General features: G+C 43.8%; 11 protein-coding genes and 2 pseudogenes. 5 read left to right on the top strand and 8 right to left on the bottom strand.

Annotated elements, in window-relative coordinates:
- Positions 1-124: 124 nt before the first annotated feature.
- Positions 125-2,707, top strand: a complete 2,583-nt coding sequence (locus LEPTO7376_RS18980; RefSeq protein ID WP_160148519.1) for a CHAT domain-containing protein — start codon at positions 125-127, stop codon at positions 2,705-2,707.
- Positions 2,708-3,171: 464 nt separating this feature from the next.
- On the opposite strand, the pseudogene LEPTO7376_RS29250 reads toward LEPTO7376_RS18980, so the two are convergent.
- From LEPTO7376_RS29250 to LEPTO7376_RS18940, 6 genes and pseudogenes are all read right to left on the bottom strand, one after another.
- Positions 3,172-4,043 (bottom strand): annotated as a pseudogene (locus LEPTO7376_RS29250) (IS630 family transposase).
- Positions 4,044-4,160: 117 nt separating this feature from the next.
- Positions 4,161-7,481 carry an SAV_2336 N-terminal domain-related protein gene (locus LEPTO7376_RS27925; RefSeq protein ID WP_015135700.1) on the bottom strand — a complete coding sequence of 1,107 codons (3,321 nt, stop codon included), beginning with the start codon at positions 7,479-7,481 and terminating at the stop codon, positions 4,161-4,163.
- Complete coding sequence (locus LEPTO7376_RS18955; protein WP_015135699.1) at positions 7,474-8,562, bottom strand: MoxR family ATPase; 1,089 nt, start codon at positions 8,560-8,562, stop codon at positions 7,474-7,476. Before LEPTO7376_RS18955 ends, LEPTO7376_RS27925 begins: the two co-directional genes overlap by 8 nt.
- Positions 8,563-8,567: 5 nt before the next feature.
- On the bottom strand, positions 8,568-10,460 hold the full coding sequence (locus LEPTO7376_RS18950) for a trypsin-like peptidase domain-containing protein (protein ID WP_015135698.1): 1,893 nt from the start codon (positions 10,458-10,460) through the stop codon (positions 8,568-8,570).
- Positions 10,461-10,901: a CU044_2847 family protein gene (locus tag LEPTO7376_RS26975; protein WP_015135697.1), complete on the bottom strand. Its 441-nt coding sequence runs from the start codon at positions 10,899-10,901 to the stop codon at positions 10,461-10,463.
- A 217-nt stretch (positions 10,902-11,118) separates the two neighbouring features.
- Complete coding sequence (locus LEPTO7376_RS18940) at positions 11,119-12,000, bottom strand: formylglycine-generating enzyme family protein (RefSeq protein ID WP_015135696.1); 882 nt, start codon at positions 11,998-12,000, stop codon at positions 11,119-11,121.
- Here LEPTO7376_RS18940 and LEPTO7376_RS26605 point away from each other — a divergent pair.
- The 3 genes from LEPTO7376_RS26605 to LEPTO7376_RS18930 all read left to right on the top strand — a co-directional run bounded on the left by LEPTO7376_RS26605 (position 11,987) and on the right by LEPTO7376_RS18930 (position 13,872).
- Complete coding sequence (locus tag LEPTO7376_RS26605; protein ID WP_160148518.1) at positions 11,987-12,346, top strand: hypothetical protein; 360 nt, start codon at positions 11,987-11,989, stop codon at positions 12,344-12,346. The genes LEPTO7376_RS18940 and LEPTO7376_RS26605 overlap by 14 nt on opposite strands.
- A 103-nt stretch (positions 12,347-12,449) precedes the next feature.
- Positions 12,450-12,797: a diversity-generating retroelement protein Avd gene (gene avd / locus LEPTO7376_RS18935; RefSeq protein ID WP_015135695.1), complete on the top strand. Its 348-nt coding sequence runs from the start codon at positions 12,450-12,452 to the stop codon at positions 12,795-12,797.
- Between the two features lie 4 nt (positions 12,798-12,801).
- A complete protein-coding gene (locus LEPTO7376_RS18930; protein WP_015135694.1) occupies positions 12,802-13,872 on the top strand; it encodes an RNA-directed DNA polymerase in 1,071 nt (356 codons plus the stop codon).
- A 135-nt stretch (positions 13,873-14,007) separates the two neighbouring features.
- On the opposite strand, the gene LEPTO7376_RS18925 is transcribed toward LEPTO7376_RS18930, so the two are convergent.
- Complete coding sequence (locus LEPTO7376_RS18925) at positions 14,008-14,901, bottom strand: formylglycine-generating enzyme family protein (RefSeq protein WP_015135693.1); 894 nt, start codon at positions 14,899-14,901, stop codon at positions 14,008-14,010.
- Between the two features lie 423 nt (positions 14,902-15,324).
- Between LEPTO7376_RS18925 and LEPTO7376_RS18920 the strand changes: the two genes are divergently transcribed.
- Positions 15,325-15,963 (top strand): hypothetical protein, encoded by a 639-nt coding sequence (locus tag LEPTO7376_RS18920; protein ID WP_051188823.1) that lies wholly within the window; start codon positions 15,325-15,327, stop codon positions 15,961-15,963.
- A gap of 15 nt (positions 15,964-15,978) precedes the next feature.
- Here the strand turns inward: LEPTO7376_RS18920 and LEPTO7376_RS29245 are convergent.
- A pseudogene (locus LEPTO7376_RS29245) lies at positions 15,979-16,405 on the bottom strand (transposase); the annotation flags it as partial.
- Positions 16,406-16,423 lie beyond the last annotated feature (18 nt).

Raw genomic sequence — 16,423 nt, 5'->3', positions numbered from 1 at the left:
ATCTGCTCTATCGCTTCTAAGCCTATGTTTAGTTGGTACTACTCCCCTAGCATTTGGGCTTGATTCACCCAGTTTACCTAGCGCTACTCAAAATGCTGTGAAAACAAATCTCAGTGAAGTAAGTTTGACTGCAGCAGAATTATTAACCCAAGGAAGACAGCAATATCAGTCAGGTCAATATAGTGCGGCAAGTAATAGCTTGAAGCAAGCTATTTTACTGTCAGATAATGAGCCGCTATTGAAAGCAACTGCGCTTTCTAATTTAGCCTTAGCTGAAAAACAAACTGGTAATTGGACTACGGCCCAAAGCGCAGTGGATAATGCGAAAAAACTTCTTGTAAATCTTGAACCTGATCCAACAATCATTCGTGTTTTAGCCCAAATATGGAATACTCAGGGCACCATATATTTAGAACAGGGTAAATTTGATTTCTCTTTAGATGCTTTTAGGCAAGAAGAGAAACTATATGCATCTCTGCCTTCAAGTCAAGATAGGAAAAAAAGTCTGATCCGTAATCAAATTAATCAAATAAAAGCATTGCAATCGCTCGGTCTGTTCCAATCAGTCAAAGAAAAGCTAGAAGATTTAGAAGAAGATTTAATTCAGGAAACAGATTATTACTTTGCCGCAGAAGCATTACGTAACTTAGGGAATACTCAGGCAACAATTGGTCGATTAGCAGATGCAGAAGAGAGTCTAAAGCTCAGCTTGGAAAGGGCTACTACCACAAAGTCCTCTCTACAAATTGGCAAATCTAGGTTAAGTCTAGGTAGGGTGCGCCATGCAATGTGGAAATCGGGCAATAGTGGCAATGAAAAGGAACTCCCAGGCCTCGAGGCACTTGTAGAGAAAGATTATCTAGCTGTAATAAGTCGTGAGCTTCCAGAGCCTATTAGAGTTAAGGGATTAGTGAACTTACTACTATTTTGCTTTGATACAACAATTTGTATTAAAAATCCCCAAGATATACAAGCTGAAATTACAGAAATTTTGCCGCATTTAGCATTGAGTCGTTTTAGCATTAATACACAAATTCAATTTGCAGAATTACTTTATGAACTCCCAGTAGAGCAACTTTATGACTCACAAAACATCAAAAGTAAAGAGTCACAACAACAGAAAGTAATTTATTGGTTAAGGAAGGCGCTTGTTCAAGCTCGTCAGTTAGAAGATCAACGTTCTGAATCTTATGCACTGGGGATTCTTGGGCAGATTTATCAGGAAGCAGGCCAAACGAAAAAGGCAAAACAATTATTTCAGAGAGCCATTGATTTAGGAAAGTTGAGTGACTCTGACGATATCACTTATAAATGGCAATGGAAACAGGGCCAAACTTTAAAACAAGAAGGCAATATACCCCAAGCAATAGAAGCTTATGAGGGGGCAATCGCAACATTAAAAAATATGCGAGGAGATATTGCTATTCTCGATCCGGAGACACGTTTTAACTTTAGTCAGAGCATCGAACCTATTTATCGGGAAACAGTCAGTCTAACGCTTCAGTCAATTGATTCATCAGATTCTGAAGAAGAAGAACAAATACATCTCAAACGAGCCAAAGAATTAATCGAATCCCTTCAGGTCACTGAACTGGTAGATTTTTTTCAAGCAGATTGTATTGCTGAATCTCAAATTATTATCGATGAAAAATTAGAAAATAATGAAGTACTAATTTATCCGATTCTTGTGGATGACCGCATGGAAATATTGCTCAGTCGCAAAGACGAGAATATAGTCAGAAAGACTGTTTATCTGAATGCTAAAGACATTAACGATATTGCTAAGCAATTTCAAAATGCTTTGTCCCACCCTGACAACAGAAAACAAGCAGCAAGAGGTAATGGCATAACTCAATCAACTTGGGAAGTTCCTGACTTTCTACCTTTGGCACAAGAACTTTATTCCGTATTAATTGAGCCTGTGGAAGAAACATTAAATGCAACTGGTACCGAGACGATTATTTTTGTCCTCGATGGTACTCTGCGGAATATCCCAATGGCAGCTCTTCATGATGGTGAGAAGTATTTGGTGGAAAATTATGCTGTGGTTATTTCGCCTAGTTTAAAGCTTCTAAATCCTGAACCATTAGCTAGCAAAGATATTCAGGCAGTAGTGGGAGCCTTATCTGAAGGACGTTTTGAGTTTCCTCCGATACCAGCAGTAGAAGCTGAAGTAGAACAAATCAAGCAACAGGTAGATTCAGAAGTATTACTGAACCAAAATTTTCTTGACGAGAATTTAGAGAGAACAGTAGGTACAGTTCCATTCCCAATTGTGCATCTTGCGACCCATGGCCAATTTAGTTCCCGTAGAGAAGATACTTTTCTACTAGCTTGGAATAGAAAAATTGGAATTGAACAACTCACCGAGCTACTGCGTGATAGTGAATTAGAAAGAGGAGTACCAATAGAACTATTGATCCTAAGTGCTTGCGAAACAGCGAAAGGAGATACTCGGGCAGCTTTGGGTTTAGCTGGGATTGCTGTTCAAGCTGGTGCTCGAAGTACCATTGCATCTCTATGGAAGGTAAATGATGTCGCCACATCTGTACTAATGGGTCAACTTTATGAAGAGTTAGGAAATAAAGGGATTAGTAGAGCTTCCGCACTTCAGAAAGCACAACTCGAATTACTTTATGAGCCGACTGGTAGATATGCTCATCCCTATTTCTGGTCACCATTTGTCCTTGTGGGCAATTGGTTGTGAATTTAATAATCAATACTTCTTTCGGAGATCTCTCTTAACGGCATTGTCAACTTAATTTGTGTGGCTTCCCATTATGTCCCAGGATTCTAAACTCATTTAGCAAGAAAGATACGAATAAACAGTCTTCTATTAAAGTTAATCTTCAGATTTGCTCCAGATAAGAAATTTCACATCCTAGTGATCGCCCTTTAATTCACCCATAAAAAATCATGGTCTAGAATTGACCTAAATAATCCTGAAACGCTGATTTAGTAAGACTTTGCTAAGGCCTCATAAGCCCAAGGTCGGCAGTTCAAATCTGCCTCGAGCCATAGTGACAGCGTAGTATTTTTGTTCTCCTCTATATACAGGTAGTTCATCCTTACTAGTTATACCTACCTTGGTCTCAAGGCTTCGTGGGTTTCCCGCTTGGTCTGTCTTATTTAAGCCAGATTTAACACATGTTATAGCAGCGAAGGAGAAGGTTAGGACATAGAACAGAAGGCTATTCTGATGGCATCGAACAAATCCTCAGTCTTCTTGATGAGCTTACTTACCTCCTTCTTTAACCTCCCCCAAAACTTCTCTATCTTGTTCAGGTGTGGTGAGTAGGGTGGCAAAAATATCACTTCACATCCTGCCTTCGCCACCAATGTTTGTATTCTTTCCTTTGGATGAACACTGGCATTATCCAGAATAATAATTTGACCCGGAATCAACTCTGGCACTAAGCAATCCTCTACCCATTGGCAAACTAAGGCGCTGTTGGCATAGCCCTCAAATACCATCGGTGCTATCTGCTCTCCCTCTCGCCATCATCCAATCACGCTAACTCGTTCTGTACGATGACCTAACTTCTCTGCGATAAACCTCTCTGACTTATGGCAGTAGCCATACCCATAATCTAAGGTATTATCAAATCCACTTTCATCGATATATACGAGTCGTTCTTGGACATACTGCTTCAGTTGTGCCACAAATGCTTTTTCTAATTCTTTATCTCTCTCTTGATATCGATAGGTCTTTTTTTTCGAGTAAATTCAATTTTCCGTAGAGCTTCACGTCTGGATGCATCACTAATAGACTCTGGCCATTTCTCCGCCATTTCCTTCTGGGTTAGATGCCCATATTTCTCTGCAAAAGCACGAAAAGCATCTAGATCATTAATCTTCGGTTGAGGGCCTCGACGGTAATCTGTCTTCGGAGCGACTGAACCGATTTTCTCTCGTCGTTTCAGCCACAGGTCTAGCGTATTTCGGCTAATACCAAAGAAGCGACAGATATCACTTTTTCGTTCACCTTTATCGAAGGCGGCAACAGCTTTTAGGCGTAAATCAAGACTATGGGGAGCAGGCATGGCATCTATGTTTATTGCTTCTATCCTATTCTGTCTTAACCCACTCCTTGCCTGCTATAATACTGATCTTCGTGATTTGAAGGTCGGGGTTTCAGTGCAAATTAGAGGTAATAATCTCTATCTACAGGCAACCCGAAAACCGATGTCGATGTCCCTGAAGTCGCGCGAAATGTCGACACGATACGCAGACCGACAGTCCCACGGATAGCTGACCCAATCACCGCCGCGTCTTACTTTTGAAGCATTACTGTTATTTTTATCTAGCCATGCACTTTCATCAGTTGGTGCATTTTGATAGCTATCGTGCCAATCATCCTCACACCACTCATACACGTTGCCAGGCATGTCATATATCCCAAACCCATTAGCTAGGAAACTACCGACTGCCACTGGAGAACTTGAGTTGTAGCAAGCAACTTCTGGACTCAGGCGATCACCATAGCTATAGGGCTGATAATAATTCTCGTTCCAGTCTTGGATTAATGATTTCTCTGCTTGTGGCGATCGCTCTTCACTGGTGACTGATGACTGAAAACTGGCGATCGCTCTGCAAGCATATTCCCACTCAGCCTCACTTGGTAACCGATACTCTCTTTCTGTCCTTTGACTCAGCCTTGCACAAAACTCCTTTGCATCGAGCCATGACACTTGCTCCACTGGATAACGCTCATTACCACTGGATTCAGATGGTTCAGGTTCTAATTTTCTCTCTATCTGTTCCCAGCTAGCCACTTCACGCCATTGCTCCTGAGTGACGAGAAAGCGCCCTAAATAAAACTCCGGTACAGTCACCAAATGCTGTGGTCTTTCTCTATCAAAACTGTTGCGATCTGACTCCGGCGCACCCATTACAAAAGTGCCTGCTGGTATCCTCACCATCTCTAGCCCAAGCTGTGCCTCTAACTCTTGGTCACCTTCATAGGTCGCCATTTCCTCAGGCGTATAGCCTTCTTTCAGTATTTCGATCAAACCTTCAGTCGTTTTTGTTTCCCGCTCTAGCTCTTCCCCTACAAATCTTGCCGTCTCAAACTCAAAAGTAACCGTATCCTCAATAATCAGATCAACAGTTTCAAACTCCAGAGTTTTCCATTGAGGGTATTGATCGAGTAATAGGGCTTTTTGAAGAACTTCCCCTATGTGGGTATTAAGGGTGCGCATCAACGCCTCATCGTCCGCACTAAAACTCGCCCGCCACTGTTCTGGAGCTTCCGGCCAATTCTCTGGGTTATAGGGAGGAAACTCTCCTTCTTTTTCTTTGTTTACCAATTGGATCACACCAATTAATTCACCATCGGGGTTAAAGATGGGCATACAAAGCAAACTACAAGTACGAAAGTCACTCCGTTGGTCGGATGTTTTAGAACCTGCTGCATCAGGATCGTCGTATAAGTCAAATTGAATGTTGAGAATGTACCCATCTTGGGGGCGATCATCCTTGAGATTTTCTGCTACGACCTTACCCGCATAACCAATATCAATGGGAGTCCGTATTTCACTACTATGACCGTCAGGCATCCGAATTTTAGCCCAAAGATCATTTTGCTCATGATCGAGTATCCAGAGAGTACTACGAGCAGCATTCACCAGTTTTCTCGTTGCCCTTCTCACCGGACTAAAGATTGACTCAAGGTCAAGATTTTCTTCACTAAGAGCATTGATGGCATCGATCAGCGCTTGCCGTTGCTGCTTCTCTTGAAATACTGCTGTCTCAAACTCATATTCCAGTAGATTGCTTTCTTCCAGTGGTGGCGGTGGCATTGCCAGTTTCACCTGTCGGGCAAAGGAACTGTATTCACCCCCAAGATTACTCAGTACCTCCACACTGACCCGCGCAAATGGTAATACTCGTTCTCTATCCACTTCACTGTAGGAAGGCAACAAGGTTAACAGCGCCATAAAGCTATTCACCTGACGATTGAGGTCTTTCCCAATCTCGATTGATAGTTCATCTAGTACTTGCAGAAGCTCATCCCGTCGCATCAAACCATTCAGGATTTTGCGGACTCCCTTCACAAAGTCATAACGCCCTGGACTCTGGCGATCCGCTTCCATTAGCCCACCCATAAAGACCTCAGCCACATGTTGCGGAGCCGCATCTTTTAGCATCGTCTTACGAATGAGATTAACCACGCTCATATCCACTGGCACAGCCGACATCAAACCCGCTAACTGCTGGGAAGGAATTAGCGCTGTCGCCAAGAATCGATTTACTCGCATTTCTGGGGTGAGTTCAGTAGGAACCGTTTCTACAGATGATTGTTCATCTGGTTTTGACTTGCGTTTCGAGTCATAGAACTTCGAGGTATAGATGACGTACAACGGAATACGCCCCATCGAATTACCTGATTGCACCCGACACCATTGGTAAATCATCTCCCATTCCATTGTCAGAATCGGCAAGAACAAATCCTGTCGTGTTTTGAGACGGGGCTTTGCATAATTTGGCACATCGATCAGCTTTAAGCGTGAGTTGATCGACCCCATATCACTGGATTTCGCGAAGAACTTTTGACCATGATCGAGCCATGTACTTTGCCAGCGACTCTCCGGGAAAAGCTGCACCAGACCGAGCATGGTGGACTGAGACCATTTGTGTAATGTCGGGTAGATTTTTCCCTCTTCCCAAAGCGCAGAAGTGCAATCACTAACGAGTAGAATCATGCTCCGTCGTTCTGGATGACATAGCTCTTTGAGACGATGTTTGCGTTGCCGTTTTTTACTGCGATGCCGAGACTCCAGAACAATACCATGGCGATCTGGTTTCAGGTTCCATACTCGGATTTTTCGGAAAGCGCCGTGGGTTTCTAATATCTTCTGAAACTCATCGATCATCTCTTGCCAAATCATATTTGATTCGGTCACTTCGATCACGAGTTCGACATTAAGCCATCGTTCCCGTTCTGGTTTGGTTTCCACCGACCAAAATTCCTGACCATAAATTAATCTTTCGGCGATCGCCTCTACAGTTTTGTCTACATCGACTACCTGTGTGGTTTTTGAAGGAACCTTACGACGTAGGGGACGAAAAGCCTGTCGAATTAGACGAGTTTTTAAGAATGTTGGAGCTTTAGGGACACGAATCGGCAGGCTATCCATCTGTGGCGATCGCCCTTCAAATTTAGATTGCTCACCTTGGGTAGTGATATCTGCCTTTGGTGGTGGGCTATTGTAGTTGCCTGAAACTGTACTGGAGGATGTTCCTTGAGCTGGACGGCGATCACCACGATTCTCATTACTTGCCTGATCATCCGAGCTTTCATCTTCTGTCTCAGTAATATCCGGCGATCGCTCCTGTATTTGTTGAGCTAGCCAGAGCATATCGGCAATATCAAGATCATCTGCGCAAGTACTCTGAGGATTTTTGGTCAGCAGCAAATCTGAGCGTCCCAGTGTAGTGATGAAACCCTCTAGCGGTTTGTCTAGGATTGCCTTACTCAAAATCTCCTTCAACCATCCCGAGGTCTTTCGTTAGGATTTTGACCAAATCATCCTTCCCTTTGATTTTGCCGTCACACCGATTGTTGAGCACCATATAAACAGCATTTAAGAGCTGATCCGTAGCAAGGGTTTCAGCGCCAGTCTTGATGCGATCATGAAAGTTTTTAATCATGTCTTTAACGAGCTTGCTATCAATTTTCGTCTCATCAAATTCATCTTTGAAATGCGCTTTGACGATATCAGTCAACATTTCCTTTGTGGGATTCTCCATCGTCAGCCGCAAACAACGCCGTAAAAATGGGGCTGGGAAATCACGCTCACCATTACTGGTCAACACAATGAAAGGAAAGGATGTACAGCTCACCAAACCATTCTTGATTTCTTTGCGGCGATCGCCCTTCGTATTTTCTTCATCGTCGCTGTAGGAAGTCCTAACCCAAACCTTTGAGTCATTAGTCTTTTTACCAGAATTAAATTCTTGCTTAAGCCGTTCTAATTCTGGAATGATAAATTTTCCTTCCTCAAAAACCGTAAGCAAATCATTGGGTAAATCGATATCGCTTTTATCAATCTCATCAATAATCAATACCCTTGGTTTGTCCGAAGGCAGTAACGCCGTCCCTAATGGCCCCAATCGTATATAGTCTCCGATACTTCTCTCGCCAGCATCTGGATCTTTCACATCCTGCAATCGGGCGATCGCATCATAGTTATAAAGACCATCCTTTAGAGTTGTGCGGGTAGTGATCGGCCAATAAAGAACTTCGCCTAATTCCAACTGATGCGCGACAGCATAGGCGAGGGATGATTTCCCAGTACCGGGATTACCAGTGATGAGCAGAGGACGACGCAAAAACAACGCCGCATTAATCATCTCTTTTTCGTGTTCTCTAACCTGAAATGTCTCGCCACGTTTCTTAGGGCGATCGCCTTCTTTACCATCTGACTCTGATTGCTCTGCACCAAAAGTTCGCCAAGGTGGAGCTGGCGGTAGATCATCGTTCGCTAAACCGATCACATTGATCTTACCGTCCGCGTCATTACCCTTAAATACATACCAATCTGGTGACTTCTTACTCATGATGCTTAGGCTGGTTTAGGTAATTGTAAATGGTTAGTTGGCTTCGGTAAGTTCCACAAGATCACAACATTTTTACCAATGTGCTCACAATGTTCTTCAGTCTGGGCATCACAGGCATCTCGACGTGCTTCATAGATAGCCTGCGGTAAATCTTTTAGCAAACAGTCCTCAAACAGCTCTTCCAATGCCTTGCGGGAATTTCTCTTTAGGCGATCGCAGTTTTTCTTTGTCCAGACCACGATGATCAAACCTGCTTTTAAAGTCTCGAAAATAACCTCTTCTCGCTTCTGGGAGGTTAGGTACTTTTCAAAGGCGATCGCCGCCCGACTTTCTGGATAGATATTGAGCTTAAATTGTTTGACTGGAGTGTGGGGCAGAACCTCAATCAGTGCAGTTGTCGGGTCATCTAAACTCTGACTGACAAGTTTCGATTTTGCCCGTCGTAAGATTGCTGTTTGAATAAACTCCGGATTTTTTGCCAGATTATCCTGCTCTTCTTCCAGATTCAAAATAATTGGGCATTTCTCCCCAATACACAACCCAGAGAATGATTCCTTTAACCATGCATCGAGATGACAAAGCTTTGATTTCTGGTACAGGCTGGCGATCGTTGGGAATGAAAAATAGATTCGTTGTATACAAATCGTCTCTTCTTCAGTTTGAGCTAGATAACTATGACACTGACGAGACACCGAATTAACATAGGCTGTCATCGACTTTTTACAGGCTAAGTCGATATCAGTTTCACCAATAAAGTAAGTTTTCTCAGCACAATTATGACGATGATATTGGTCTATATCTTGTATCAGCCATGCCTTAGCAACAACTGACTTTTTCGATTGTCCCGGTAGTGGTGTACTACGCTCAAATTTCAGAAACAAAGCTGGTTTCCGAACTATTTTAAGCGAGTCTTTTCCTTTGCCTCCCTTACCTTTTTTCGTGTCAACAGAGGAAGGAAAATATTTAGTCAGCCATGTTTCTAGCTGCTCACAGAAATCTGTATCGGAAGCTTTAATTGCCTTCAGTTGTAGGACTAATGTCTGTAATTCCGAACGCTTTGATAAATCATCAAGTTGTTTCTCAAGGGTATTAAGCGAATCATCTCCAGCGACTCTCGGCAGAACACCTTTATCTTTCAAAATAGAGAAATATAGCTGTGCGATTAACGCTTCCATAGGTTGCTGCGTTTGCAGAATATCTAATAAATCCTCCACTGTATTACTCTCACAATATGAGGCAAGAGGCTCCCATGCCCTTAGGAGTAGCCGGGTTGGAATCATCAAAGCAACCTTAGCATTTGGATCGTCTGCATTAACCCTTTTTGCAATCCCCAAAATAACCTTATTCTCTCTGTCAAAAATTGCAGTGCCACTAAAGCCCTGTTTAATTTTTGAGCCACGCTGCTCACCATCAATCTCTACTAATCCTCGACCGGATATATCGACGACTTCACCATAGGCATTTTCACCATCAACATTTCCCTTGGGGAAACCAAAAGCAGCGATCTTGCGACCAATTAGCTGTTCACGAGTTAATGTTTTGAACTTAACTAGATTACCGACCGGATTAAGAATGTCTGGAGAATCACCAATCAACTCCAGTACGGCCACATCCTTTAATACTTTTCTCGGCACAACCGTCGGATGCCATCCCTCTTTCACAACCTTTGCTTTGTAAATTCGAATTTCATCGTTGTCCTCACTACCATCATCCAAACAAGGAAACTCCAGCGAAATCTCTCCTGTCGGAACCTCTTGAGTATTTGTTTTCAAACCTAAAGCGAACAGAACAACATGGGCACAAGTCATGAGATAGCGACCCGAAAACAGAAACCCAGATCCAGCCGTTGATATACCATCCCTTTCCAGGATTCTTGCTGTAACTAGATTCAAACCCATCTATTCTTCCGAATCTTCCGTCTGTTCAGCTTGCTGTTGTTGACGCTGCTGCTGTTCTAATTTTTTCTGCTTATTCTTCTCTCGGTTATCCCATTTCAGGGTGATTTCGTAATTAACCTCGCCACCAGTTTTCGCGACAATCGCCCCAAGATCCGCAGCCAGATTAACACCAAACGTCACTTCAACTTCATCCGCAGGTTCATTCATTTCCTGCACTCTTTGGACAATATTTTCACCGATACTATTGCCAATATCTTTGATGCTGGACATTGCGCCTTCAAAGGTTTGTGATGCGGCATGAATCAAATTCTCCGCAACATCACCAATACCCGCTAAGCCTTCGAGATCGGGGTGCGTCGCAGGGGTGGATCCAGCTAGTTTGTCCTCTACTTCCATATAGATAGAAGACCCGTCATCTCGCTTAAACTCAACAATCGCCATACTAAATCCTTAGCAATTTCGGTCATTCTATCTAAATCTACAGTGATTGATGCACACCTCTAAAATTCTGAAACAAATAATCAACCAGTACTGCTCAATCTCAAAAAATGATCGCCTCACGGCGAGATTTCATAGTTCATTTGTTGCAATGTTGATCTTCTTAGCCTAAAACCTACATGCATACTACAAAAAATTGCAGAGGGTTAAGGGATAAGTGTTAAGGGATCCCGGGGAAAGAACAGGCAACCCGAAAACCGATGTCGAAGTCCCTGAAGACGCGCGAATAGTTGATTCGACACGCAGACCGACAGTACCTCGGATTGCTGTACCAATCACCGCCGCGTATTACTTTTGGAGTATCTTCGTCATCTGTTTCGTCAAGCCATACGCTGCCATCTGTTGGTGCATTTTTATAATCGCCATGCCAATCATCCTCACACCACTCACCTACATTTCCGTGCATATCACTCAGCCCAAAGTCATTCGCTGGAAATGAACCCACAGGAGTTGTTTTCTGTCTATACTCGCCTTCAATCCCTCTGCCATAGGTGTAATTCGCACGATAGTTGGCTATTTCTGAGGTCAGCGTCTTCCCAAAACTAAATGGCTTGTGATATTTCTGATTCCATATTTGAATCACTCCGCCATCTCCCACCGGAGGGTTAGGAGGCATCTTCGTAGTTGCTCTACAGGCATATTCCCATTCCGCTTCGCTGGGGAACCTATAGTTTTTCCCTTTCGTTCTTTGATTTAGCCTCGCACAAAACTCCTTAGCATCCAGCCATGACACTTGCTCCACAGGTAGAAGATCCTCACCTTTGAAGTTTGATGGCTCAGGCTCTAATGTTTGTTCTACCTGCTCCCACCCCGCAACAACCCGCCATTGGGCTTGAGTTATTGGATACCTCCCCAAACAAAACTCTGACACTCTCACCATATGCTGAGGGCCTTCGTCGTCGTCTCTGTCCTCTTCTGTCTCCGGTGACCCCATCACGAAGGTTCCTGCTGGTATCTGCATCATATCCAGATCCACACCATCAAGGTCTTCCGTGAAATATTGAGCCGTCTGAGGACGTTGTCTTAAGATGATTCGCGGCATCTGGATTACCGGAGATTTCTACACAATTAGGGCGGAGCTAGACAACGTTTCGCATTTAGAACCTAAACCTACTAAGCCCTCTAGCCCCTTTGATTTTCGGATACCTAGAGAAACCTCTAGACATCGCCGGAATAGGTCTGGACTCCCCTTCACACTCTCGACGAATTCCCACCCGCCAACTCTGGCACAAGGAAGTACGGGGAAAGAACAGGCAACCCGAAAACCGATGTTGTTGTTCCTGTTGTCGCGCGAATTGTTGTTTCGATACGCAGACCGACAGTTCCTCGGATTGTTGTTCCAATCACCGCCGCTTTTACTTGCCTATCCCACCATCATTATCGAGTAGAGTTTCAAAAATTTCTCTAACGTTTTCTATATTTAGGAGCGTCTAGGACATTTGCCAGATATAGATTCTCTTCATCGCCGTAATACGTTCTGGAGTGCAGCCGATGAGTGAGCTATCGATTATTCAGAAAACCTATGACCTCCTGAAATGGTACATCCCGATCCTGAATCGATTACCCAAGGATTTTCGGTTTAGTTTGGGTTCCCGCATGAGTGATGTTCTCTATGGCCTACTCGAAAATCTACTCAGAGCTAGGTATGCGAAAGATAAAACACCGATCCTAGAAACGCTCTCTGGTGAACTCAATGTACTGATGTATCAAACTCGTTTACTTCACGATTTTGAATTGATATCGACCCAGCGCTATGAGTTTGCATCGCAGTTACTTGATGATCTTGGTCATGAATTAGGCGGTTGGCTCAAGCAACAATCACAGCAAAAGAAACGATAGCTCCGTGAAACGCTACGAAAATCTTTGGGGAAAGATTATTGATTTTCAGAATTTACTAGATGCCTCGAAACAAGCCCAGAAAAGCAAACGTTATCGGGATAATGTCCTCGCTTTTAATAATCAACGAGAACGTAATCTACTGAAGTTACGGCATGAACTCATCACCAAAAGCTACCGACCTGGTGGATATCGTACTTTTCGGATTTTTGACCCCAAACCTCGCTTGATTTCCGCTGCTCCCTATCGAGATCGAGTGATTCACCATGCGTTATGTAATGTGATCGTCCCTCTGCTAGATAAATCGTTGATCGATACCACCTACGCCAACCGAACTGGATATGGAACCCACCGTGCTTTAAAGCAGTTCATTACACTTGCGCGGTCTAGTCGCTACATTTTGCAGTGCGACATTTCCAAATATTTTCCGAGCATCGATCACCAGATTCTGAAGGCTCAACTCCACCACAAAATCAAATGCAAGGATACGCTTTGGTTGATTGATCTAATTATTGACTACAGCAATCCTCAGGAGCCAGTGCATCATTATTTTCCGGGGGATACTCTTCTAACTCCTTTAGAGCGTCGTCATGGTCTACCGATTGGCAATCTGACCAGCCAGTTTTTTGCGAATTTCTATCTCAATGGTTTTGATCATTTCGTAAAAGAACAACTCCACGCTCGAAAATACCTGCGGTATGTGGATGACTACGCGCTTTTTAGTAATGATTATGGTTTTCTCAAGGATGCCAAAGTTGCTATTCGTGATTATTTGGAGGGGTTGAGGCTACGTATGCATCCGATCAAAAGCCAACTGTTTGAAACAAAATACGGAGCAAATTTTGTGAGATTTAGGATTTTGCCGGATCGGGTGCGGGTCAGAAATGATAATCTGCGCCGCGCTAGACATCGCCTGAAACAGTTGCAACAGGATTATGCGACGGGAATGATTTCTCTGGCAGATTTACAGCTACGGCTCCAAAGCTGGGAAGCTCACCTCAAGCATGGGGATACGAAAACCCTTCGGCGCGATATTTTCAGTCAATATTCTTTTGTCCGCCCGGAACTAGAGGAATAAGCTAACTTTTAACCGTCTCAGAAAAATTGATCGCCGTAAGGCGAGATTGATGACCTGTTTGTTGCTATTTTGATCTTTTCGGTATTCGAGTTACATGCATACTACAAAAAATCGCAGAGGGTTAAGGGATAAGTGTTAAGGGATCTCTGGGAAAGAACAGGCAACCCGAAAACCGATGAGGCCGTTCCTGCTGTCGCGCGAATTGTGGTAGCGAGACGCAGACCGACAGAACCACGGATGGCTGTACCAATCACCGCCGCGTCGAATTTTTCTATTGCTGTCTTTTTTTAACCATGCAGAACCGTCATCAGGGGCATTTTCATAACTCTCATGGAAATCATCTTCGCACCACTCCGAGACATTACCATGCATATCATATAGCCCAAAGTTATTCGCCGGGAAGCTTCCCACTGCTGTTGTTTCTTTTCGGTATTCCCCTGATGTACCCCTGCCATAAACATTATTCGCGGCATAGTTAGCGACTTCGTCACTTAATGTTTCCCCGAAATGAAAGGGCTGTTGATGGTTCTCATTCCATTGCTTCTGATCTTGCTTTGTTAAAAACTCTTCAGACCATACTGCACGACAGGCATACTCCCATTCTGCTTCTGTTGGCAGTCGATAATTGCGTCGAGATTCTCTACTTAGCCGCGCACAAAACTCTTTCGCCTCTAGCCATGACACCCTCTCCACAGGTAAGTCATCTCCTTTCCAGTTCAATGGTTCTGGTTTCAGCGATCGCTCTACTTCCTCCCATCCTGCAACAACTCGCCATTGGGCTTGGGTTACCTGATATTTCCCAATAAAAAATTTGGGGATATTTACCCAATGCTGTGGCGATTCATTTCGATACCACTCATCACTATATTCTTTGCAGATTCGTTCTATTTCCTCGTTCGGGGTTCCCATCCAGAAGCCACCTGCCGGGATTTTCGTCATCTCTAGGGCAATTTCACTCGGCTCAGTCGCAAGGATTTCTTTGTAGTAGAGTGCCTTTCGTTTCGTTCTTACTAATTCCAGCTCTGCCATATGACCTCAGAGGTGAGCAGACATCCTAAGCTTATCTAACTCTTTGATATTGTTCTTCTTCATTTGTTGTTTGCATATATCGCTTCTTCTCGTTGGGAAAATTGCGGCGACCTAATTGTATTTTTCCCTCTGAGTTTGGGGGCGATCACCTTTCGAAACGGGTACCTGACTCACCATTTCAGACTATTCCCGACAAGGTGAAATCGCTCTATAAACCTTGTATAGTAGGGGGTCTAGACTAAATGCCGCGACTCCTCATAAGCCCAAGGTCGGCAGTTCAAATCTGCCTCGAGCCACTATATGTGGAATAAATTCTCGCGTCACACTAAATGTGGGATAGTGAGCACTCATTCTCGAATCCTATTGGCAACATAATTTTACATTCCCTTGCTTGGAACGTCTGATTTAGTCCAAATTTAGTCCATGAATTTGACTCAAATTAACGCCGAGCTAAAGGCTCTAAGCCTTGGTATTACAGTGGAAATGAGAGGTGGCAAGCTTTCCTTAAGAGCGAAGTTACCACCCAAATTTAAGTCCAAAAAGTCAGTTCCTTATCAACAACGCATCTCTTTAGGGCTTCCTGCGAATCCTGCTGGCTTGATTCGCGCCCGAGGCGAAGCAATCAAATTGGCAGGCTTACTCGCTTGTAATGAGTTTGATTGGTCGTTGTATATCGATGAGGAAGGTCTCACCTGTGAGGAGTGGTGTGCTCGGTTTAAACAAGACTACTTCCATCGCAGAGCTGACACCGCTCAAGTTCGCAATACCTACCGCAGTGATTATCACCAGATATTCAAAAAGCTGCCTCTACATAAGCCGATAACGGAGAAGATCTTGGTAGATACGTTGCTATCAATCAAGCCGGATACTCGACAGCGTAAACGTGGAACCGTTGCATTGACTCAGTTGGCTGAATTGGCCGGGATTGAAGTAGAGCTGGGACGATACAAAGGCAATTATTCTCATGCCAGCCGACAGCGTCGCAAGCTGCCCTCTGATGAGACCCTCATCAAGGTGGCTCAGTCTATACCCAGTGGGCGGTGGAAGAATTTTGTTTTATAGCAGCGAAGGAGAAGGTTAGGACATAGAACAGAAGGCTATTCTGATGGCATCGAACAAATCCTCAGTCTTCTTGATGAGCTTACTTACCTCCTTCTTTAACCTCCCCCAAAACTTCTCTATCTTGTTCAGGTGTGGTGAGTAGGGTGGCAAAAATATCACTTCACATCCTGCCTTCGCCACCAATGTTTGTATTCTTTCCTTTGGATGAACACTGGCATTATCCATACTACTAATTTCCCTCGCAATCAACTCCTGGCACTCATCAATCCTCTACCCATTGCCAAACTAAGGCGCTGATGGCTTACCCCTCGAATACCATCAGTGCTATCTGCTCTCCCTCTCGCCTTCCTCCAATCACGCTAACTCGTTCTGTACGATGACCTAACTTCTCTGCGATAAACCTCTCTGACTTATGGCAGTAGCCATACCCATAATCTAACGTGAGTTCGGGATAAGGAAA

The sequence above is a fragment of the [Leptolyngbya] sp. PCC 7376 genome (genome assembly GCF_000316605.1).
Classification (GTDB): Bacteria; Cyanobacteriota; Cyanobacteriia; order Cyanobacteriales; family MRBY01; genus MRBY01.
The sequence above is the reverse complement of the archived record's forward strand: the minus strand, read 5'-3'. Positions and strand labels throughout refer to the sequence as shown.

Coding starts and splice junctions, on each gene's coding strand:
- LEPTO7376_RS18925 (WP_015135693.1), bottom strand. CDS start 14,901: ATGGCAGAGCTGGAATTAGTAAGAACGAAACGAAAGGCACTCTACTAC.
- LEPTO7376_RS26975 (WP_015135697.1), bottom strand. CDS start 10,901: ATGGCGATTGTTGAGTTTAAGCGAGATGACGGGTCTTCTATCTATATG.
- LEPTO7376_RS18920 (WP_051188823.1), top strand. CDS start 15,325: ATGAATTTGACTCAAATTAACGCCGAGCTAAAGGCTCTAAGCCTTGGT.
- LEPTO7376_RS18950 (WP_015135698.1), bottom strand. CDS start 10,460: ATGGGTTTGAATCTAGTTACAGCAAGAATCCTGGAAAGGGATGGTATA.
- avd (WP_015135695.1), top strand. CDS start 12,450: ATGAGTGAGCTATCGATTATTCAGAAAACCTATGACCTCCTGAAATGG.
- LEPTO7376_RS18955 (WP_015135699.1), bottom strand. CDS start 8,562: ATGAGTAAGAAGTCACCAGATTGGTATGTATTTAAGGGTAATGACGCG.
- LEPTO7376_RS26605 (WP_160148518.1), top strand. CDS start 11,987: ATGATTCGCGGCATCTGGATTACCGGAGATTTCTACACAATTAGGGCG.
- LEPTO7376_RS18940 (WP_015135696.1), bottom strand. CDS start 12,000: ATGCCGCGAATCATCTTAAGACAACGTCCTCAGACGGCTCAATATTTC.